General features: G+C 65.3%; 18 protein-coding genes. 10 read left to right on the top strand and 8 right to left on the bottom strand.

Going from position 1 to position 21,321, the window contains the following annotated elements; genetic code table 11:
* Positions 1 to 11: 11 nt before the first annotated feature.
* A complete protein-coding gene (locus ACJRPG_RS24240; protein ID WP_445322696.1) occupies positions 12 to 494 on the bottom strand; it encodes a CinA family protein in 483 nt (160 codons plus the stop codon).
* A gap of 242 nt (positions 495 to 736) precedes the next feature.
* Between ACJRPG_RS24240 and ACJRPG_RS24245 the strand changes: the two genes are divergently transcribed.
* The 3 genes from ACJRPG_RS24245 to ACJRPG_RS24255 are packed head-to-tail and all read left to right on the top strand — an operon-like array spanning position 737 to position 5,807.
* Entirely contained in the window at positions 737 to 1,234 is a 498-nt protein-coding gene (locus tag ACJRPG_RS24245) for a TOL_0243 family YfiR-like periplasmic protein (protein ID WP_408002680.1), read from the top strand.
* Positions 1,231 to 3,225: a sensor histidine kinase, YfiR-like protein-associated gene (locus tag ACJRPG_RS24250; protein WP_408002681.1), complete on the top strand. Its 1,995-nt coding sequence runs from the start codon at positions 1,231 to 1,233 to the stop codon at positions 3,223 to 3,225. The genes ACJRPG_RS24245 and ACJRPG_RS24250 overlap by 4 nt, the downstream gene beginning before the upstream one ends.
* Complete coding sequence (locus tag ACJRPG_RS24255) at positions 3,222 to 5,807, top strand: EAL domain-containing protein (protein ID WP_408002682.1); 2,586 nt, start codon at positions 3,222 to 3,224, stop codon at positions 5,805 to 5,807. Before ACJRPG_RS24250 ends, ACJRPG_RS24255 begins: the two co-directional genes overlap by 4 nt.
* Here the strand turns inward: ACJRPG_RS24255 and thiL are convergent.
* From thiL to ACJRPG_RS24275, 4 genes are read right to left on the bottom strand one after another with little or no spacing between them, the layout of a single operon-like run.
* Positions 5,791 to 6,756 carry a thiamine-phosphate kinase gene (thiL, locus tag ACJRPG_RS24260; RefSeq protein WP_408002683.1) on the bottom strand — a complete coding sequence of 322 codons (966 nt, stop codon included), beginning with the start codon at positions 6,754 to 6,756 and terminating at the stop codon, positions 5,791 to 5,793. The two genes, ACJRPG_RS24255 and thiL, sit on opposite strands and share 17 nt — an antisense overlap.
* A 3-nt stretch (positions 6,757 to 6,759) precedes the next feature.
* Positions 6,760 to 6,906 (bottom strand): hypothetical protein, encoded by a 147-nt coding sequence (locus tag ACJRPG_RS24265; protein ID WP_408002684.1) that lies wholly within the window; start codon positions 6,904 to 6,906, stop codon positions 6,760 to 6,762.
* On the bottom strand, positions 6,906 to 7,070 hold the full coding sequence (locus ACJRPG_RS24270) for a rubredoxin (RefSeq protein WP_408002685.1): 165 nt from the start codon (positions 7,068 to 7,070) through the stop codon (positions 6,906 to 6,908). Before ACJRPG_RS24270 ends, ACJRPG_RS24265 begins: the two co-directional genes overlap by 1 nt.
* Position 7,071: 1 nt before the next feature.
* Complete coding sequence (locus ACJRPG_RS24275; protein ID WP_408002686.1) at positions 7,072 to 7,539, bottom strand: rubrerythrin family protein; 468 nt, start codon at positions 7,537 to 7,539, stop codon at positions 7,072 to 7,074.
* Positions 7,540 to 7,703: 164 nt separating this feature from the next.
* Between ACJRPG_RS24275 and ACJRPG_RS24280 the strand changes: the two genes are divergently transcribed.
* From ACJRPG_RS24280 to ACJRPG_RS24305, 6 genes are all read left to right on the top strand, one after another.
* Positions 7,704 to 10,022: an NADP-dependent malic enzyme gene (locus tag ACJRPG_RS24280; RefSeq protein ID WP_408002687.1), complete on the top strand. Its 2,319-nt coding sequence runs from the start codon at positions 7,704 to 7,706 to the stop codon at positions 10,020 to 10,022.
* A gap of 12 nt (positions 10,023 to 10,034) precedes the next feature.
* Positions 10,035 to 10,484 (top strand): DUF2214 family protein, encoded by a 450-nt coding sequence (locus ACJRPG_RS24285; RefSeq protein ID WP_408002688.1) that lies wholly within the window; start codon positions 10,035 to 10,037, stop codon positions 10,482 to 10,484.
* Positions 10,485 to 10,683: 199 nt separating this feature from the next.
* On the top strand, positions 10,684 to 11,727 hold the full coding sequence (gene gmd / locus ACJRPG_RS24290) for a GDP-mannose 4,6-dehydratase (RefSeq protein ID WP_408002689.1): 1,044 nt from the start codon (positions 10,684 to 10,686) through the stop codon (positions 11,725 to 11,727).
* A 1-nt stretch (position 11,728) separates the two neighbouring features.
* The gene (locus tag ACJRPG_RS24295; RefSeq protein WP_408002690.1) at positions 11,729 to 12,625 is read left to right on the top strand and encodes a GDP-mannose 4,6-dehydratase; all 897 of its coding nucleotides are present in this window, start codon (positions 11,729 to 11,731) and stop codon (positions 12,623 to 12,625) included.
* Complete coding sequence (locus ACJRPG_RS24300) at positions 12,622 to 13,746, top strand: glycosyltransferase family 4 protein (protein ID WP_408002691.1); 1,125 nt, start codon at positions 12,622 to 12,624, stop codon at positions 13,744 to 13,746. The genes ACJRPG_RS24295 and ACJRPG_RS24300 overlap by 4 nt, the downstream gene beginning before the upstream one ends.
* A 5-nt stretch (positions 13,747 to 13,751) precedes the next feature.
* Positions 13,752 to 14,864, top strand: coding sequence for a glycosyltransferase family 4 protein (locus tag ACJRPG_RS24305; protein WP_408002692.1), 1,113 nt, complete (start codon positions 13,752 to 13,754; stop codon positions 14,862 to 14,864).
* Here the strand turns inward: ACJRPG_RS24305 and ACJRPG_RS24310 are convergent.
* The 3 genes from ACJRPG_RS24310 to ACJRPG_RS24320 all read right to left on the bottom strand — a co-directional run bounded on the left by ACJRPG_RS24310 (position 14,861) and on the right by ACJRPG_RS24320 (position 20,538).
* Positions 14,861 to 15,853, bottom strand: coding sequence for an HD domain-containing phosphohydrolase (locus ACJRPG_RS24310; RefSeq protein ID WP_408002693.1), 993 nt, complete (start codon positions 15,851 to 15,853; stop codon positions 14,861 to 14,863). The genes ACJRPG_RS24305 and ACJRPG_RS24310 overlap by 4 nt on opposite strands.
* Complete coding sequence (locus ACJRPG_RS24315) at positions 15,853 to 19,230, bottom strand: MHYT domain-containing protein (RefSeq protein WP_408002694.1); 3,378 nt, start codon at positions 19,228 to 19,230, stop codon at positions 15,853 to 15,855. The genes ACJRPG_RS24310 and ACJRPG_RS24315 overlap by 1 nt, the downstream gene beginning before the upstream one ends.
* Before the next feature lie 129 nt (positions 19,231 to 19,359).
* Entirely contained in the window at positions 19,360 to 20,538 is a 1,179-nt protein-coding gene (locus ACJRPG_RS24320; RefSeq protein WP_408002695.1) for a YbfB/YjiJ family MFS transporter, read from the bottom strand.
* A gap of 79 nt (positions 20,539 to 20,617) precedes the next feature.
* Between ACJRPG_RS24320 and ACJRPG_RS24325 the strand changes: the two genes are divergently transcribed.
* Positions 20,618 to 21,202 (top strand): TetR/AcrR family transcriptional regulator, encoded by a 585-nt coding sequence (locus tag ACJRPG_RS24325; RefSeq protein WP_408002696.1) that lies wholly within the window; start codon positions 20,618 to 20,620, stop codon positions 21,200 to 21,202.
* Positions 21,203 to 21,321: the final 119 nt, after the last annotated feature.

The raw sequence follows: 21,321 nt of genomic DNA on the forward strand, positions 1-21,321 counted from the left end.
CCGCGCAAGCTTCAGTTGAGGAAGCGCAGCAGGCCTTGCAGCGCGTGGATCACGGTCTGTTCGCGCACCGCGTGGCGGTCGCCGCTGAACACCAGCCGCTCGGTATGCACCGTGTCGTCATTGGCCCAGCCGAAGCATACCGTGCCTACCGGCTTGCCGGGTACCGCACCGGTCGGTCCCGCAATGCCTGTCGTGGACACGGCAATGTGGCCGTTGCTGTTGCCCAGCGCCCCCTGCGCCATGGCCGCGGCCACTTCCTCGCTCACGCTGCCGAATTGGGCGATCATGGCCGCCGGAACCTCGAGCAATTCGGTTTTGGAGGCATTAGAATAGGTGATAAAGCCACAGTCGAACCAGCCCGTCGACCCGGCAATCTCGGTAATCGCCTGCCCCACGCCGCCGCCAGTGCATGACTCCGCGGTGACGAGCAGCAGACCTTTTTCCTGGAGCGCGCGGCCGACCTGGGCCGCCAGTTCGTTAATATTCGTACTCACGTGTGGCTCCTTGTGCGAAGATTCCGATGGAACCATTCTAGCGCGCCTGCCCCGCATTCGGGCACGCGGATGGTAAAAAATGCGCGGCGCCGCAAAGTGGCGCACGCAATACAGACTAGACGGTACAATTCTTACGGGTCCGGAGGGGGATTCCGGCCGCTGAAACGCGAGGCATTGTGCGCTTGAACCGATGGTTAATCCCCACCTGCTGGGGGCGTTGGCTTCTGCTGGTCTTCGCGATCATGCCTGCGCTCGTCCTTGCCGACAACGAGACCGCGCTGGAGCGCCAGGTCAAGGCGGCCTATCTCTATAAATTCAGCACCTTCGTAGAATGGCCTGCGGCCAGCTTCGCGCGTCCTGACAGCCAGCTGGTCATCGGCGTGGCCGATGGCGATGCCCTTGCCGCGGAACTGGAACGCACCGTCAATGGCCGTACCGTGAACGGCCATCCGCTGCAGGTGAAGCAGCTGAAAAAAGGCGATGCGCCGGCCGCGGTCCATATCCTTTTCATCGGCGACCGCAGCAGCGCCCAGGAGCTGCTGGCGCAGGTGCGCGGGCAGCCGGTACTGACGGTGTCCGACCGCGACGACGTGTTTGGCATGGGCAGCGTGATCAACTTCGTGGTGGCCAATGAGCGCCTGCGCTTCGAGGTGTCGCTGAAGGCCGCCGCCAGCGCGGGCCTGCATATCAGTGCGCGCATGCTGTCTGCCGCCTACCGTGTACAGCAGGGGGGCGCATGATACGCATGCGTTCCGTGCGCTCCAAGCTGTTCTCGATCGTGATGATCGTGACGCTGGCCGCGCTGTTCGTCTCCATCGGCATCACCATCGCCTACGACCTGCATGTGTACGACCAGAGCATCCGGGCGGACATGGAAACGCAGGCCGAACTGCTGGGCCATATGAGTTCCCCCGCGCTGGCCTTCGACGACCAGCGCCTGGCGCGCGAAAACCTGGCCTTGCTGCGGCTGCGGCCGAAAGTGCATGCCGGCGCGCTGTATAACGCCCGCGGCGCGCTGTTTGCAAGCTACACCGCGCAAGGGCGGGCGGCCGCCATACCGCCGCAGACGCAGGCGGAGGGCTTCAGCTTCGCCGACCGCAACCTGGTGCTGTACAAGCGTATCTACGATAACGGCGAACTGCTGGGCACCGTCTACCTGCGTGCCGAGTACGAAATGCTGGCGCGCTTCCTCGACTACCTGCTGATCGGCATTGCCGGCGCGGTGCTTGCCGTGGCCATGGCCTACCTTGTGCTGCGGGGCCTGAGCCGCGTGATCACGCAGCCGCTGATGAGTGTCTCCGGCGTGGCGCGCGACGTGGTGGCCACCGGCGACTATTCGCGCCGCGCCCAGCGCATCGGCAACGATGAACTGGCGGAACTGGCCGATGCCTTCAACCGCATGCTGAGCGAAATCGAAGCCCGCACCAGCGAGCTGCAGGCGTCGAACGCGGAGCAGCTGCGCACGCAGCAGGAAGTGCTGCGCCTGAACTCCGAACTGGAGGAGCGGGTGCACGAGCGCACCATGCAGCTGGAGCTGGCCAACAGCGAACTGGGACTGGCGATGGAGGAGGCGCGCAGCGCCAACCAGGCCAAGTCGGCCTTCCTGTCCTCGATGAGCCATGAGCTGCGCACGCCGCTCAATGCCATCCTGGGTTTTGCGCAGATACTCACCTCGGACAAGCTGCCGTCCACGCTGGCGCAGAAGAAGGAATTCGCCGGCCATATCCTGAAGTCGGGCCGCCACCTCCTCACGCTGATCAACGAGATCCTGGACCTGGCCAAGATCGAATCCGGCGCCGTGGCCCTGTCCATGGAACCGGTGGAGATGCAGGAGATGCTGGCCGAGTGCCGCACCATGATGGAGCCGCTGGCGGCGCAGCGCGGCATCCGCGCCCTGTTCCCGGACCGCTGCCATGTCAGCGTGATGGCGGACCGCACCCGCCTCAAGCAGATCCTGCTGAACCTTCTCTCCAACGCCATCAAATACAACCGCGAAGGCGGCGCCGTGGTGGTGGACTGCAGCGAACCGTCGCCCGACATCCTGCGCATCTCGGTGCAGGATACGGGCATGGGCCTGAAGCAGGAACAGCTGGACATGCTGTTCCAGCCCTTCAACCGCCTGGGCCAGGAGTCGGGCGTGGAAGAGGGCACCGGCATCGGCCTGGTGGTCACGCGGCGCCTGGTGGAGCTGATGGGCGGCACCATCTCCGTCAGCAGCAGTCCCGGCGTGGGCAGTGTGTTTTCGGTGGACCTGCGCAGCACTGCGCCGGTGCAGGCGCCCGCAATGGACGTGGCGGATGCCGCGGCCGGCCACGCCGTGGCGCAAGAGGAAGTCACGCTGCTGTACGTGGAAGACAATCCCGCCAACCTCAAGCTGGTGCAGGAGATTATCCGCTTCCGCCCCGGCATGCGCCTGCTGACCGCGCCCGACGCGCAGCTCGGGCTGGAGATGGCGCGTGCTCATTTGCCTGACATCATCCTGATGGACGTGAACCTGCCGGGCATGAGCGGCCTGGATGCCGTGCGCGTGCTGCGTGCGGACGCCCGCACCGCGGATATTCCGGTGATTGCCCTCACCGCCAATGCCATGCCGCGCGATGTGGAGCGCGGCATGGCGGCAGGCTTCTTCCGCTACCTGATCAAGCCGATCAACATCGATGAGTTCACGGAGGCGATCAACAGCACCCTGGGCTGGCTGGCCTCGCGTTCACCGGGGAAGGACGACGCATGATTTCACGGGCCGATATCCTGAATGCACGGATCCTGATTGTCGACGACCAGCCGGTCAACGTGCAATTGCTGGAGTACCTGCTGCAATCCACGGGCTACCGGCAGATCAGCTTCACTTACGATCCGCGGACGGTGGCGCCGTCGCATGAGGAGAACCAATACGACATCATCATCCTCGACCTGCACATGCCGGGCATGAGCGGTTTCGACGTGATGAAGGCGCTGCGGCCGCTGGAGCCGGAAGGCTACCTGCCGGTGCTGGTGGTGACGGCGCAGCCGGACCAGAAACAGGCCGCGCTGGATGCGGGGGCGCGCGATTTCGTCAGCAAGCCTTTCGACCCGCTGGAAGTGCTGACCCGCATCCGCAACCTGCTGGAAGTGCGCCTGATGCAGCGCGAGGCGAGCCGCTATAACGCCCTGCTGGAGCAGACCGTGCGCGAACGCACGGCGGAGCTGCAGCGCTTCCGCAGCGCGATGGATGCCACGGCCGATGCCATTTTCCTGTTCGACTCCGCCGACATGCGCGTGGTGGACATCAATGAAGGCGCCTGCCGCATGCTGGGCTACAGCCGGCAGGACCTGCTCGGCCAGGAGCCGGAGTACCTGGGCCTGGCCGGCAAGGAAAGCCTGCGGGAGTACGCGCTGGCGCATGCGCGGGAAGCGCGGCAGGTGCGCACACCGGAACTGTTCGAAACAGAGCTGCTGCGGCAGGACCGCAACAGCGTGCCCGTGGAGCTGTACTGGCAGCTGCAGCAGGACGGCGACCCGCGCCACCGCACCCTGATCTGCGTGGCGCGCGATATCACGGAACGGCGCCAGGCCGAGGAGCGCCTGATGCACATGGCGCATTACGACAGCCTGACCGGCCTGCCGAACCGCACCCTGTTCTACCGCACGCTGGGTGAATCGATCGAACTGGCGCAGGACAAGGACTGGAGCATCGTAGTGCTGTTCATCGGGCTGGACCGCTTCAAGAGCGTCAATGATTCGCTGGGCGGGGCCATGGGCGACGCGCTGCTGCGCGAATTCAGCAACCGGCTGGTGCAGTGCGTGCGCATCCGCGATACCGTTGGCCGCCTGGGCGGCGACGAATTCGGCCTGATCCTGACCATGACGCGCGACCAGCAGGATGCCGTGCTGGTGGCCGCCGAGATCCGCGAGGCGCTGCGCGAGCCTTTCCATCTGGACGGCCATCCGGCTACACTGACGGCCAGCATCGGCATCGCAATGTATCCGGAAGACGCCACCGATCCGGAAACGCTGGTGAAATACGCCGATACCGCCATGGGCCGGGCCAAGGAGGCGGGGCGCGACTGCTACCGCTTCTTCACGGCCGGCATGAACGCCCAGGTGCTGGCACGCATGGACATGGAAATCGCCTTGCGCAAGGCGCTGGACGAAGGGGAGCTCGAACTGTTCTTCCAGCCCAAGGTGAACCTGCACACCGGCCACCTGAGCGGCGCCGAAGCGCTGCTGCGCTGGAACCGCCCCGGCTATGGCGTTGTGACACCGGCGGAATTTGTCGGCGTGCTGGAAGATACGGGACTCATCGTGCGGGTCGGGGCCTGGATCCTGAACGCCGCCTGCCGCCAGATTGCGGCGTGGATCGCCTCCTCGGTTGGGCGTGTATGCATTGCCGTGAACGTGGCGAGCCGCCAGTTCATGGAAGGCGACCTGGTACAGGAAGTGCGCAACCTGCTGGAGCAGTACAGCATTCCGCCCGAGCTGCTGGAGCTGGAAATGACGGAAAGCGCGCTGATGTCGAATGCCGAGCGGACCATCAGCATTCTCACCACGCTCAAGGAAATGGGGATCAAGATCGCGATCGACGATTTCGGTACCGGCTACTCATCGCTGGCCTACCTGCAGCGCTTCCCGATCGACAAGCTGAAGATCGATATCGCCTTCGTGCGCGACATCACCACCAACCCGAACGATGCCGCGATTGCACTGGCCATCATCAGCATGGCGCACAGCCTGAAGCTGCGCGTGATCGCGGAAGGCGTGGAATCGCGGCCACAGCTGGAATACCTGCGCCGCAACCGCTGCGACGAAATCCAGGGCTATTACTTCAGCCGTCCGCTGAATGCGGCCGATATGGGGGAGCTGGTGGAAGCCGGCAAGAGCCTGCCGCCGGATCCGAACCTGTCCGATCCCGATGTGCAAACCCTGCTGATTGTGGACGACGATGTGAACGTGCTGTCTTCGCTGCACCGCCTGTTGCGGCGCGACGGCTACCGCATTCTCACGGCGGTGTCGCCGCAGGAAGGCTTCGACCTGCTGGCCCTGCACCCGGTGCAGGTGGTGGTGTGCGACCAGCGCATGCCGCTGATGAGCGGCACCGAATTCCTCAGCAAGGTGAAGGAGATGTATCCGGATACCATCCGCATCATCCTGTCAGGCTATACCAGCCTGGAGGCGATGCTGGATTCCATCAACCGCGGTGCCATCTACCGCTTCTATACCAAGCCCTGGGACGATACCGAGCTGCGCGACAATATCCGGCTCGCCTTCCACCATTACTGGCTGCTGCATGGCGGCGGCCACCATGCCGAAGACGCGCAGGCTATGCCGGATCAGTGAAGTGGTCGAAGCTGCTCAATGAAAGATCGAGCGCGGCGCCTTGCCCATCAGTGAGGCGCAGCCCTGGCGCGGCTTCGATGCGGCCCACGCGCGTTACTGCCGTGCCGCTCGACGCGGCAGCTGCCAGCACCGCATCGCGCGCTGCCGCCGGCGCGGTAAAGCACAGCTCATAATCGTCGCCGCCCGCCGCGGTGAAGGCGCGGCGCTGCGCGGTATCGCGCGTGGCCAGCACGGGGCCGGCAGGCAGGGCATCCACGTCCAGCGTCGCGCCCATACCGGAGCGTTCGAGGATATGGCCAAGGTCGCCCACCAGCCCATCGGAGATATCGATGGCCGCATGGGCGATGCCGGCCAGTGCAAGGCCCAGCTGCACGCGCGGCGTGGGCAGGTGCATGCGCTGCGCGGCGGCGCGCTGCTGGTCCGCGCCGAGCGTGCATTCCAGGCGGTAGCCCGCCAGCGCAAGGCGCGCATCGCCCAGCGTGCCCGAGATCCAGATATCGTCGCCGTCGCGCGCGGCGTCGCGGCGCAGTGCGCGGCCCGGCGCCAGCTCGCCGAACACAGTGATGCAGATGTTCAGCGGGCCTTTTGTGGTGTCACCGCCTATCAGTTCGCAGCCATGCTCGTCGGCCAGCGCGAACAGGCCTTCCGAGAAGGCGGCAAGCCAGTCGCGCTGCGCTTCCGGCAGCGCCAGGGCCAGCGTGAAGGCGACCGGTTTCGCGCCCATGGCGGCCAGGTCGGAGAGATTCACGGCCAGCGCCTTGTGGCCGAGGCGGCGCGCATCTTCGCCGGCGAAGAAGTGGCGCCCTTCCACCAGCATGTCCGAAGAAATGGCCATCTGCATGCCGGGCGTGGGCGCCAGCAGCGCGCAGTCGTCGCCGATGCCCAGCACCGCGTTTTGCGCGCGCGGGCGTTTGAAGTACTCCTTGATCAGGTCGAATTCGGACAGCACGCGTCAATCCCTGTCAATCATGTCGAACAGGCCGGCGATGTCGGCTGCCTCGGCGAGTTCCTCGGCCGCCTCGCGGCGCTTGCGCCGGCGCCATGCGGCGACGGCCAGCAGCACGGCCACGCACAGGAGCACGATGGGAATCAGCACCATCAGATTTCCACCATGTCGAAATCGCGCTTGGCCACGCCGCAGTCCGGGCAGGCCCAGTCGTCCGGCACGTCTTCCCAGCGCGTGCCGGGCGCGATGCCGTGCTCGGGCGCCCCGGCTTCCTCGCTGTAGATGAAACCGCATACCACGCACTGATAGGTTTTCATGTCAGTCTCCGGACAGTTGCGCCAGCGCCTTGCGGTAGGCATTCGCGTGGCGTTCTTCGACATTGGCCAGCGCGCCGAAGCGCTTGGCCGCTACTTCCAGCATGCGTTTGAAGGCTGCCGCATGGTCCTGCGATTCGCCGATCTGCTCCGCGAACTCCTGCGCCGCCGCGCTGTTGCCTTCTTCCAGCGCCAGGTGGCGGAAGGCCGGGTACATCTCGGTGTATTCGTAAGTTTCGTTCTCGATGGCCAGCTGCAGCGCCTTGTCCGGCGTGGTGCGGTCGCGCGGGTAGAGCAGGTCCAGGTGGCCGAAGGCATGCAGCACTTCCTGTTCGGCGGTTTCCTCGAACAATTTTGCGATCTCCGGCGCGCCATGGGCGCGCGCCAGTTTGGCGAAATAGCGGTACTTGATATGCGCCATGGCTTCACCGGCAAAGGCGGCTTCGAGGTTTTTCAGGGTTGGCGAGGACATCGGCTACTCCGTGTTCAGGACTTATTGCAACTATTAATCATCTTGTTGATTTTAATAGAAATTTCCGCACTTCACAGGCCCTTGGTGAAAATACCTAGTTTGCCGAAAACGGTGGTCTGCTAGAATCAAAGGATTTCAGACAGCACACGGAAGGCAGTACCGCAATGGATTCGTCCCCCGAGAAGAAAGAAGAACTGAGACAGCAACTGCGCCTTGCCGCGCTGGAATATCACGAGTGTCCGCGCCCCGGCAAGATCAGCGTAACTCCTACCAAGCAGTTGACCAACCAGCGCGACCTGGCGCTGGCTTATTCTCCCGGTGTGGCTGCTCCCTGCGAAGAAATTGTTGTCGATCCGGCAAACGCTTATAAATATACCGCACGCGGCAACCTGGTGGCCGTGATCTCCAACGGCACCGCCGTCCTGGGCCTGGGCAATATCGGCGCGCTGGCGTCCAAGCCGGTCATGGAAGGCAAGGGCGTGCTGTTCAAGAAGTTCGCCGGCATCGATGTGTTCGACATCGAGATCAACGAGCAGGACCCGGACAAGCTGATCGACATCATCGCCGCGCTGGAACCGACTTTCGGCGGCGTGAACCTGGAAGACATCAAGGCGCCCGAGTGCTTCTACATCGAGCGCAAGCTGCGCGAGAAGATGAAGATCCCGGTCTTCCACGACGACCAGCACGGCACCGCCATCATCGTGGGCGCGGCGATCCTGAACGGCATCCAGCTGGTGGGCAAGAACATCAAGGAGTGCAAGCTGGTGGTGTCGGGCGCGGGTGCTGCGGCGCTGGCCTGCTTGGACCTGATCGTGGACCTCGGCTTCCCGCTCGAGAACATCTATGTGACCGACCTGGCCGGCGTGGTCTACAAGGGCCGCACCGAACTGATGGACCCGGACAAGGAGCGCTTCGCGCGCGACACCACGGCCCGCACCCTGGCCGAAGTGATCGCCGATGCCGACATCTTCCTCGGCCTGTCCGCCGGCGGTGTGCTGAAGCAGGACATGGTCAAGCAGATGGCGCCGAATCCCATCATCCTGGCGCTGGCCAATCCGAATCCGGAAATCCTGCCGGACGACGTGAAGGCCGTGCGCGGCGACGCCATCATCTGCACCGGCCGTTCGGACTTCCCGAACCAGGTCAACAATGTGCTGTGCTTCCCTTACATCTTCCGTGGCGCGCTGGATTGCGGCGCCACCACCATCACGCGCGAAATGGAAATCGCCGTGGTGCACGCGATTGCCGAACTGGCGCATGCCGAACAGTCGGACATCGTGGCCACCACCTACGGTTTCACCAACCTGGCCTTCGGTCCCGAGTACCTGATCCCGATGCCTTTCGATCCGCGCCTGCTGATCAAGATCGCGCCGGCCGTGGCGAAGGCCGCCGAAGATTCCGGCGTGGCCACGCGTCCGATCAAGGACCTGGAAGCCTACGCCGACAGCCTGCAGGAATTCGTATACCGCTCCGGCTCCTTCATGAAGCCGCTGTTCTCGGTGGCGAAGGCCCAGCATCCTGAGCTCAAGCGCATCGTGTATGCGGAAGGCGAAGAAGAGCGCGTGCTGCGCGCGGTGCAGGTGATCGTGGATGAACGCCTGGCGCGTCCTATCCTGGTGGGCCGTCCGGCCGTGCTGGAAAGCCGCATCCAGAAATTCGGCCTGCGCCTGAAGCAGGGCGTGGACTTCGACGTCATCAATCCCGACTACGACGACCGCTACCGCGACTACTGGACTGCCTACTACGAGCTCACCAAGCGCAAGGGCGTGACGGTCGAATACGCGAAGCTGGAAATGCGCCGCCGCCATTCGCTGATCGGCGCCATGATGATCAAGAAGGGCGATGCCGACGGCATGATCTGCGGCACCTTCGGCACCACCGAACTGCACCTGAAATACATCGACCAGGTGCTGGGCAAGCGCGCCGGCGCCAATGTGTATGCGGCGATGAATGTGCTGGTGTTGCCGGAACGCCAACTGGCGATGGTGGACACCCACGTCAACGAAAACCCCACCGCCGACCAGCTGGCCGAAATCACCATCCTGGCGGCGGAAGAGATGCGGCGCTTCGGCCTGCATCCAAGCGCCGCCCTGCTGTCGCACTCGAACTTCGGTTCCTCCAACAGCGAGTCGGCGCAGAAGATGCGCGCCGCGCTGGCGCTGGTGCGCGAACGCGCGCCGGAACTGGAAGTGGACGGCGAAATGCACGGCGACACGGCGCTCGATTCCAAGCTGCGCCGCAAGCTGATGCCGGATTCCACGCTGGAACGCGACGCCAACCTGCTGGTGATGCCGAACATCGAATCCGCCAACATCGCCTACAACCTGGTGAAGACGGCGGCCGGCAACGGCATCGCAGTGGGCCCGATCCTGCTGGGCTGCGCGGCGCCGGTGCACATTCTCACGCCATCGGCCACCGTGCGCCGCATCGTCAACATGACGGCGCTGTGCGTGGTGGACATCGTGGCGCAGCGCAAAGGCTAAAGGAGAGGGGCGATGGCTGACCTGGTTCTTGCAATCGTCCATCACCTGCTGGCCTTCGGCCTGTTCGCGGTGCTTACCGCGGAACTGATGCTGGTGCGCTACGCCGTCAATCCGGTCGCCCTGCGCCGCCTCGGCATGCTCGATGCGGTGTACGGCGTGGTCGCCATCTCCCTCATCATCGTCGGCTTCGCGCGCGTGTTCCACGGCGCGAAAGGTTCCGAATTCTATTTGCAGAACCCCGTGTTCTGGACCAAGGTGGCGCTGTTCGCCGCGGTCGGCCTGCTCTCCATCGTGCCGACCGTGCGCATCCTCGCCTGGCAGAAGCAGCTGAAGGCCGACGGCGGCTGGCAGCCGCCGGCCGCCGAACTGCAGCGCGTGCGCCGCTTCGTCATGGCCGAAATCCACATCGCCGCCTTCATCCCCATCGCCGCCGCCATGATGGCGCGCGGCATCGGCTATTAAACACGTCCTTCCCCGTGGCGGCGCTGGCGTCGGGGGCGTGGCTGGCCTGGGGGGAACGGGAGCCGGTGGAAGAGGGCTGAAAGTTGCTCTGTAACAAGGTGTAACTGTTGTAATGCTCGTATTCTGGCAGGCAAGCGGCAAGGCGGCTCTGTTACAATGTCGGGCTTAATTGTCAAAAGTTCTACTGGATACCGAATCTATGCAAACGACCAAGCGCGCCCTCATTACGGGCATCACCGGCCAGGATGGCGCCTACCTCGCCCAGCTGCTGCTCGAAAAAGGTTATGAAGTCAGCGGCACCTTCCGTCGCACCAGCTCCGTCAATTTCTGGCGCATCGAAGAGCTGGGCATCCAGAACCATCCGAAGCTGAAGCTGGTCGAGTTCGACCTGACCGACCTCGGTACCTCCATCCGCCTGCTGCAGCAGGGGAACTTCGACGAAATCTATAACCTGGCCGCGCAGAGCTTTGTCGGCGTGTCCTTCGAACAGCCGGTCACTACCGCCGAAATCACCGGCGTGGGCGTGGTGAACCTGCTGGAAGCGATCCGTATCGTCAATCCGAAGATCCGCTTCTACCAGGCATCGACCTCCGAAATGTTCGGCAAGGTGCAGGCCATTCCGCAGAAGGAAGACACGCCTTTCTACCCGCGCAGCCCTTACGGCGTGGCCAAGCTGTACGCGCACTGGATGACGGTGAACTACCGCGAGTCCTACGGCATCTTCGGTTCCTCGGGCATCCTGTTCAACCATGAGTCCCCGCTGCGCGGCCGCGAGTTCGTGACCCGCAAGATCACCGACTCGGTCGCCAAGATCAAGCTGGGCAAGCTGGACGTGCTGGAACTGGGCAACCTGGACGCCAAGCGCGACTGGGGCTTCGCCAAGGAATACGTGGAAGGCATGTGGCGCATCCTGCAGGCCGACAAGCCTGATACCTATGTGCTGGCCACCAACCGCACCGAGACCGTGCGCGATTTCGTGACCATGGCCTTCAAGGCTGCGGGCATCGCGATCGAGTGGCAGGGCAGCGGCGAAAACGAAACCGGCCATGACGCGCAGAGCGGCAAGGTGGTGGTGCGCATCAGCCCGAAATTCTACCGTCCGGCCGAAGTCGACCTGCTGATCGGCGATCCGGCGAAAGCCATGAAGGAACTGGGCTGGAAGCCGCAAACCTCGCTGGAAGAGCTGTGCCAGATGATGGTGGAAGCCGATATCCGCCGCAACACCGCAGGCTTCTCCTTCTGATATGGCAGGCCGCCTGGAGCTGCTGTCGCCGGCGCGTGAAGGCGCCGGCAAGCGTGCGCTGGTGACTGGCCTGTCCGGCTTCACCGGCAAGTACGTGGAGCAGGAACTGCGCCATGCGGGCTATGAAGTGGCCGGCATCGGCGCCGACCTGACCGACCGCGCGGCCCTCGCCGCCGTAGTGCAGGCCCTGCAGCCGGACGTGGTGGTGCACCTCGCGGCAATCGCCTTTGTCGCGCATTCGGACATCGAACAGATCTACCGCGTCAACGTGGTCGGCACGCGCAACCTGCTGGAAGCGCTGGCTGCCTTGCCGAAGAAACCATCGGCAGTGCTGCTCGCATCAAGCGCCAATATCTACGGCAATACCGATGTGGCAGTCATTCATGAAGACGTGCCGGCCGCGCCGGCCAACGACTACGCCGTCAGCAAGCTGTCCATGGAATACATGGCGCGGCTGTGGATGGACAAGCTGCCCATCATCATGGTGCGCCCCTTCAACTACACGGGCGTGGGCCAGCACGAGAACTTCCTGCTGCCGAAAATCGTGTCGCACTTCCGCCGCAAGGAAGCGCGCATCGAGCTGGGCAACCTGAACGTGTGGCGCGATTTTTCCGACGTGCGCGTGGTGGCTGCCGCCTACCGCCATCTGCTGGCGAATGCGCCTGCGGGCCAGGTGTTCAACATCAGCTCCGGCAAGGCTTACTCACTGGGCGAGGCGCTGGAAATGATGGCGCAGATTGCCGGCTACAAGATCGACGTGCACGTCAATCCGGCCTTCGTGCGCGCCAATGAAGTGGCGCGCCTGACGGGCGATAACCGCCGCCTGGCATCCGTGGTGGGCGATATCGATCCGCCGCCGCTGGAGCAAACCCTGCGCTGGATGTACGAGGCTCCGTGACTTCGGGCGCAAGCATCCCGCAGATTGGCCTTTCCACGACGACGACTGAACCCGGGCTGACCGGCGGCCGCCTCGATGGAATCGGCGTGTACAGCCGCGCGCTGCTGCGCTACCTGCCGCAGGCGGGATGCGATGTCAAACCGCTGTCCTTCGGCCCGGCCGCCAGCCTCTCGGTGGGGCGGCCCATGCCTTCCTCTTTTCCTCTGGCCACGCTGCGCGACCTGGCCACGCCGCTGCGCCAGCAGATGGACGTGGACCTCTATCACGCCACCGACTACCGCATCGTGCGCATGGACCGGCCCATCGTGGCCACCCTGCACGACGCGCTGCCCATCGTGCATCCCGAGTGGTGCAATCCGCGCCTGCGCGGACTGAAGAACTGGCTGCAGGCAAAGGCCGCGCGCAAGGCCGACCGCGTGATCGCGCATACCCGCTATACGATTCCCGAACTGGTGCAGGCCTTCGGTGTGGACGAGCGCCGCATCAGCGTGGTGCCCTGCGGCGTGGATGAGGAATGGCTGGATGCGCCGGCGCCGGAAGCGGTGCAGGCCACGCTGGCGGAATACGGGCTGCGTCCCGGCTACTACTTCTTCGTCGGTACCATCCAGCCGCGCAAGAACGTGGACCGCCTGCTGGAAGCGTACCTGGCGCTGCCTGCCAGCGTGCGTGCGCAGCGCCAGCTGCTGATCGTCGGGGCGCCCGGTGCGCGCTCGAACGAAACGCTGGCACGCATCAGGGCCGCACAGCAGAACGGCGAGAACGTGCTGTGGCTGGACCGCCTCACCAGCCATGAACAGCTGCGCCATCTTTATGCGGGCGCCGGGGTGTTCGTGTTCCCTTCGCTGTATGAAGGCTTCGGCATCCCGGTGGTGGAAGCCTTCGCATCCGGCGTGCCCGTCATTGCATCGAACACGACCTCGCTGCCCGAAGTATCGCAGGGCGCCGCGCTGGAAATCGACCCGCTGTCCTCGCAGGCGCTGGGCGCTGCCATGCTGGAAATGGCGCGCGATGAAGCGCTGCGCAAACGCTGCATCGCGGCGGGCCGGGTGCGCGCGGTGGAACTCACCTGGCGCGAAACGGCACGCAAGACCGCGGCCGTCTACAAGAATCTCCTGAAGTAAGCATCATGCGCGTCCTCCATTTTTACAAGACCTACTATCCCGACTCCTGGGGCGGCGTTGAGCAAGTCATCCGCCAGATGTGCGTGGGAACCTCCGCGCTCGGCGTGCACAATGAAGTGCTGACGCTCACGCGTAACAGCGGTCCCGAAGAAATCGTGATCGAGGGCCATACGGTGCACCGGGCGCCGCTGAATTTCGAGCTCGCGTCCAACTCGGTGTCGCTGGCCTCCATCGGCAAGCTGGCAAGGCTGGCGAAGGAGGCGGACGTGATCCACTACCACTTTCCATGGCCCTTCATGGACATGGCCCACTTCATGGCGCGCGTGCAAAAGCCGAGCGTGGTGACTTACCACTCGGACATCGTGCGCCAGAAAAGGCTGATGAAGTTCTACGCGCCGCTGATGCACCGCTTCCTCGGCAATGTGGATGCCATTGTGGCCACCTCGCCCAACTATTTCGCTTCGTCGGAAGTGCTGAAGCGCTATAACGGCAAGGTACGCTCGATCCCGATCGGCCTCGACAAGTCTACCTATCCGGTGGCGCGGCCCGAGCTGATGGCGCAGTGGCGCGAGCGCTGCGGCGAACGCTTCTTCCTCTTCGTGGGCGTGCTGCGCTACTACAAGGGCCTGCATATCCTGCTCGACGCGATGGCGCAGCTGGACTACCCGGTGGTGATCGTGGGCGCGGGCCCGATCGAGACGGAGCTCAAGGAGCACGCGCAGCGCCTCGGCCTGACCCATGTGCAGTTCGTGGGCGCCGTCGATGAACACGACAAGGTGGCGCTGCTGGAGCTGTGCTATGCCATGGTTTTCCCTTCCCACCTGCGTTCGGAAGCCTTCGGCATCTCGCTGCTGGAAGGCGCCATGTACGGCAAGCCGATGATCTCCAGCGAGATCGGCACCGGCACCACCTATATCAATGTGGATGGCGAAACGGGCCTGGTGGTGCCGCCGGACGACCCGCAAGCCTTCCGCGCCGCGATGCGGCAGCTGTGGGAAAACCCGGACATGGCGGCGGAGATGGGCCGCCACGCGGCAGCGCGCTACTGGGAACTGTTCACGGCGCGCCAGATGGCGCAGAGCTACGCGGAACTCTACCGCGAAATCGTCAAGGCCTAGCGCTCGGCCCAGCGTTCCATGATGTCCAGAATCAGCGGCATCTGGGTCAGGAACAGGTCCACCAGCGCCGGGTCGAAATGCTTGCCGCGCTGTTCTTCCAGGTAGGCGACTGCCTGTTCCAGCGGCCAGGCCGGCTTGTATGGCCGCGCCGAGGTCAGCGCGTCGAATACGTCCGCAATCGCCACGATGCGGCCTTCCAGCGGAATCTGTTCGCCGGCCAGCCCGTTCGGGTAGCCGCTGCCGTCATACTTCTCGTGGTGGGTGAGCGCGATATTGCGCGCCAGCTTCAGCATGCCGTGCGTATGCTCGCCGATGATGTCGCCGCCGATGATGGCGTGGCGCTGCATGACGGCCCATTCTTCCGCGTCCAGCTTGCCCGGCTTCTGCAGGATGCGGTCGGGAATCCCGATCTTGCCCACATCGTGCATGGGCGCGGCGTGCAGCAGGTCGTCCGCTTCCGCCGGATTCAGGCCCGCGGCCACGCCCAGCAGATGAGCGTAATGGCTCATGCGGATCACGTGCATGCCGGTTTCATTGTCCTTGTACTCGGCGGCGAGGCCGAGCCGCTGCACGATCTGCAGGCGGGTTTCCTTCAACTCGTCCATGCGCACCAGCGACAGGTGGGTGCGCACGCGGGCGCGCACGATGGGCGGGCTGACCGGTTTGGTGATGTAGTCAACGGCGCCCGCTTCGAAGCCGCGCACCTCGTCTTCCGGATCGCTCAGCGCGGTCACAAAGATCACGGGGATGCGCGCCGTGGCGGGTTCGGCCTTCAGCACGCGGCAGGCTTCGTGGCCGCTCATGCCCGGCATCATCACGTCCAGCAGGATCAGGCTGGGCTGCTCCTGGCGCGCCAGTTCGAGGGCGCGCGCCGCATCCTTGGCAAACAGCAGGCGGTAATGGTCCTGCAGGATCTGGCGCAGCAGTTGCAGGTTGCTCGCTTCGTCGTCTACCGCCAGGATCAGCGGCAGCGGGGAGGTATTCGTCATCAGAGGGTTTCCGGATCGGTGGCCAACAGCGGCGCGGTGAGCGCCTGCAGGCGCTGGCGGGCCAGCGCAAAATCAAAATCGTCGATCGCCATATGCAGCTGGGCCATGGTGGCCGGCGCCACATGGCCTTGCAGCAGCGCGGACAGGCGGGCCAGCGCCGCATCGTCCAGCGCACCGCGCGCCAGCGACTGTTCCAGCGCGGCGGCCGTGCTGCGCAGTGCCGCGGTATCCAGCGCCTGCTGCGGCGCCGGTGGCGGCGGCAGCTGTTCGGTGCAGTCCAGGGCGTCGACCGCCTTGCCCGCGTCCTCCAGTTGTGCGCGCAGGCGCAGCAGGGCGGCCGGCAGGGCGTCGGCGGTATGCAGCGCTTCGGCTTCCGCGCCCAGCTGTTCCAGCTCGGACAGCGTGAGCGACAGCTGTTCGAAGCCGAGGTTGGATGCCACGCCGCGGATGCGGTGCGCCAGCGCCTGCAATGCCTTGAAGTCGGCGCGGCGGTACTGGTCTTCCATCTGCGCGGCGCAGCCGCCATATTCTTCCCCGAAGCGGCATAGCGCATGGTTGTAGGCGCCCTCGTTGCCGCTCCAGCGCAGCAGGCCAAGCTGCTGGTTCAGCACCAGCGGGCCGCCGGCCGGGCGCGCGGCGCCGACCGGGCCCACGGTGGCCAGGCCCAGCACGCGCGCGATCTCGTGCGACAGCGTGTACCAGTCCACCGGCTTGGAGACGAAACCGTCCATGCCCGCCGCGGCGCTGGCGCGGCGGTGCGCTTCCAGCACGCTGGCCGTCATGGCGACGATGGGCACGCGCGCGCGGCCATTCTGTTCGGCTTCCGCGCGGATCATGCGCGTGGCAGCCAGGCCGTCCACGTGCGGCATCTGGACGTCCATCAGGATCACATCGAAACTCTGCTGCGAGGCCAGTTCGGCGGCATGCGCGCCGTCGTGCGCCATCACCATCGTGTGGCCGCGCTTGCCGAACAGCAGGGACAGCAGCTCCAGGTTCTGCGCCACATCGTCGGCCGCCAGCACGCGCAGCGCCGGCAGTTCGAAGGCAATGCGCTGGCGCGGCCGCGGCACGTGCGGCTGGTGCGGTTCCAGCGCGGGCTTCAGCGGCAGCATGATGTGGAAGGTGGTGCCCTGGCCCGGTGCGCTCTCGGCCCAGATGCGGCCGCCCATCAGCTCCACCAGCTGCTTGCTGATGGTGGTGCCAAGGCCGGTGCCGCCGAAGCGGCGCGTCATCGACGCGTCGGCCTGGGTGAAGGGTTCGAAAATGGCGGCCAGGCGGTCCGGCGCGATGCCGATGCCGGTATCGCTCACCTGCATGTGCAGGCCGTTGCCTTCCTGCTGCACGCGCAGCGTGACGCTGCCCGCCGCGGTGAACTTGATGGCGTTGTCGAGCAGGTTGGTCAGCACCTGGCGCACGCGCAGCTCGTCGCCGTGCAGCCATGGCGGCAGGTCCGGCGCATACACGATCTGCAGCGCCAGTCCCTTGCTGCGCGCCGTCGCGTTATACGTGGAGGACAGCTCGTCGATCAGGGCCAGCAGGTTGAAGTCGGCCAGCTCCAGTTCCACGGCGCCCTTGTCCAGCTTGGCCGTATCGAGGATCTCGTTCAGGAGGCGCAGCAGGGAGCGGCCCGCATTGCGCACCGTGTCGAGGTGGGTGCGCTGTTCCGGGCGCAGGTCGGTATCCAGCAGCACGTCGGTGAAGCCGAGGATGGAATTCATCGGCGTGCGGATCTCGTGGCTCATATTGGCGACGAAGGTGGCGCGCGATGCCGCCGCCTGCTCCGCCTTTTCCTTGGCGTGGCGCAGGTCTTCCTCCATCTGGCGCCGCTCCGTGATGTCGAGGATCACGCCATCCAGCCAGCGCGCGGTGCCGTCATCGCCGCGCACCAGGGCGCCGTGCTCCCACATCCAGCGCATGCTGCCGTCGGCATGCTTCAGGCGGTATTCCACAGTGTAGGCGTGGCCGGTAGCCACGCACTGGTCGATGGTGGCGTGCACGCGCGGCAGGTCGGCCGCGAAGGTGAGGGCGTCGAAAGTGCGCGAGCGCACCGGGCCCACGAAATCGGTCACGGGATAGCCGAGGATGCGCTCCACGCCATCGCTCAGAAAGACCAGCGCCTTGTCGTCTTCCACGCGGCAGCGGAAGGAGATGCCGGGAATATTGCGGATCAGGGAACGGAACTGCAGCTCGCTGTCGCGCAGCGCCTGCATGATGGCGCGGCGTTCGCTGATGTCGGTAATGAAGAGCACATACAGGTCCTTGTCGCCGAGCCGCGCCTGGCCCATGGCGCGCCGGATCGGCAGGGTGCTGCCGTCCTTGCGCAGGGCCATCACCTCGCTGCCAGAGCGGGCCTTGGTATCGTCGCCGGTGGCGAGGAAATGCAGGAAGCCGTCCTGCTGCGAGCGGGCCGGATCGGCCATCAGCGTCCTGATCGGCTTGCCGCTGATCTCGTCGCGGCTCCAGCCGAAGATGCGCTCCGCCGACTTGTTGAATTCATGGATGATGCCAGCGCTGTCCACCGTGATCACGCCATCCACCGTGGTGGTGAGCAGTGCGCGCATCCAGCTTTCGCTCTGCTGCAGGTGGCGGTACATCTCGCGGTAGCGCAGCAGGCCGTTGGCCGCCATCACGAATACCGTGAACAGCACGGTGGTGATGCCGATGGCGAAGGCGAGGAAGGTGGTGTCGGTCGGCGCCGAACCGGGCGGCGGCACGCCGATAAAGCGCGCCGCGGCCATGCCCGTGTAGTGCATGCCGGAGATGGCGCAGCCCATGACGACGGCGCTGATCAGCAGTCGCATGGAGGGACTGAGCTGCCAGCGCATGTCGCGCAGGCCGAAGCGCACGCCCAGCGCCACGGTGGCCAGCACCACCGCCACCACGATCGACAGCGCAAACATATAAGGATCGTAATGCAGGGCCAGGCCCACGCGCATGGCGGCCATGCCGCTGTAATGCATGGCGCCGATGCCCGCGCCAACCAGCACGCCGCCCAGCAGCAGGGTGCCCGCGGTGAGCTGCTCGCGGCGCGTAATGGACAGCGCCACCATCGATGCTGCCAGGCTGGGCAGCATCGACAGCAGGGTGAGCGTGGGGTCGTAGCTGGTATAGGTGCAGAGGTCGAAGGCCAGCATGCCGATGAAGTGCATGGCCCATACACCCGCGCCCAGCGCCAGGCTGCCGGTCATCAGGGTGGCCACGCGCAGCAGGCGCGACGGCGCCTTGCGGGTCTGGCCAGCCATTTGCAGGCCCATCCACGAGGCGAAGATAGCCACCAGCACCGACAGCACAACCAGCCGGGTGTTGTACAGGCCGTAGTTGAGCAGCGACGGGTCTGCTGACGGCGAGAACAGGTTCTGCAGTGAGGCGAAATCCATAGGAAATGGGTGAGGGCGAGAGCGTAGCAGGCTAAGCGACAGTAACACATTTCCCGTCGGAAAGTGAGAGCCCTGCGGCAGCTCTTTGTGCTGGCGCAGGGCTCCGCGGGGCGCGGCGTGTGACTGTTGCTATTTTGTCGTCGCGCTTTTGCGACGCAGAGTTGCCAGCTCGGCCAGCATGCAAAGCAGGAGGGCGGCCGCGGCGGCCAGGAACAGCAGGCGGTGCTTGCCGCCGCTGGCGCTGAGCAGCCAGGAACTCGCATAGCCGGCCAGCGCCTGGACCAGGGCGAAAATCATGGTGGCGCGGCTGAACGCAGCGGTATGCGCGGCCGGGTTGCCGTCTACCGCCTGGTGGATCTTGCTCAGGTAGAGCGGCACGATGCCGGGCGGGTAGGTGCCGAGCACGAAGGTGGCGAGCGCGATGGCCGCGTGCTGCTTTGCGCTGACCAGCAGGGCCACCGCCGCCAGCTGGCCCAGTATCGATGCGATGGCGGTGCAGCGCACGCCCAGCTTGTCTGCCATGCCGCCGTACAGCATCGGGCCCAGCATGGCGCCCAGGCCGTACAGGATCCAGAACAGCGCCGCATCGTGTACTCCCCAGCCCAGGCCGCGGGCGATGAAGTCCACGATGAAGACCATCATCGGCACGAAGCCGATGCCGTTGATGGCGTACTGCGCATAGATCAGCCGCAGCGCGCCGTGGTGGCCGTCCGGGGCGGCGGCGGGCGCAGGCGTGCCGGGCGCGGCCTGCAGCGGGCGGGGCCACCAGGTCCAGCTGAGGGCGGTGAGCACCGCCGCCATCAGGCCGAGGCCGAGCCAGGTCTGCGCCAGGCCCAGTGCCAGCAGGGACGGCAGCACGGTGCCGGAGCCGGCAATGCCGAGGCCCACGCCCAGGAAAATCATACCGCTTGCCAGGCCGCGGCGTTCAGGCGGCACGTGGGGCAGGATCGATGTGGCCGCCAGCACCATGATGATGCCGCCTGCCAGTCCGGACAGGAAGCGCCAGAGGAAGAACCAGGGCACCGAGACCGGCACGGCGCAGGCGAAAAAGGTCAGCGTGGCCAGCGCCATCATCAGTTGCAGTGCAGGGCGCGAGCCGATGCGCGCAGCCAGCGGCCGGCCTGCCAGCGCGCCCGCCAGGTAGCCGATCAGGTTGGCGGCGCTGAGGAAGAGCACATCATCGGCCCCGAACCAGCGCGCCTCGATCAGCGGAGGAATCAGCGGCGTATAGGCGAAGCGCGCGAGGCCGATGCCAACCAGGCTGGCGCACAGGCCGGCCAGTACGGCGCGCAGGGAAGAAGGGGGCATACGGGACTTTCCGGAGTACTGATGTTTGACAGGGTAGTCAAACTTGACGGGTATGTCAAGAAAGGATTAGAATCGCCCCATGGCCGGCACCCGTCAATTCAATGAAGAAGAAGCGCTGGATAGCGCAATGCTCCTGTTCTGGCGCAGAGGCTACGGCGCGACCTCCATGCAGGATCTGGCCGAAGCCACCGGCGTGCTGCGCGGCTCCCTCTACAACGCCTACGGCGACAAGCAATCCATCTTCCTGCTGGCTTTCGCCCGCTACCGCCGCAACTTCATGGCCCAGGTGCGCGACACGCTGGAGCAGCCTACGGTGGCCGAGGCGCTGCGCGCCTACCTCGACCTGTCGATCCGGGCCATGACGCTGCCGGAAGAGGAGCGCAGCGGCACCCGCGGCTGCATGTCCACCAAGATCGCCGTCGATGAAACGGCGCGCGACGAAGCGATACGCACTGCGCTGCGCGGCCTGCTGGACGAGCTGGCCGGCCTGCTGGAAGCGCGCTTCGCGGCCGCGCCGGAAGAAGTGGCCCTGCCGCCCGCCGCCGCGGCCCGCCTGCTGGTGACGGCCACGCGCGGCATGGTCGTCGTCGAACGCGTGTACCAGGACGAAGGCCGCCTGCGCGAAACGGCGGAATCCCTGGCCACGCTGCTGCTTCCCAAGTAAACTCCCAAGTCGTCATACAACCGGCGGAATTCCGCTTGCTTATGCCCCGTTTAGGTTGTACGATGACATACAACTAGCAGCTGATCTCGCTGGAGACCGAGAGATCGAACGACAACCAC

The sequence above is a fragment of the Pseudoduganella rhizocola genome, from assembly GCF_045984285.3.
In the GTDB taxonomy this organism is placed as follows: domain Bacteria; phylum Pseudomonadota; class Gammaproteobacteria; order Burkholderiales; family Burkholderiaceae_D; genus Rugamonas.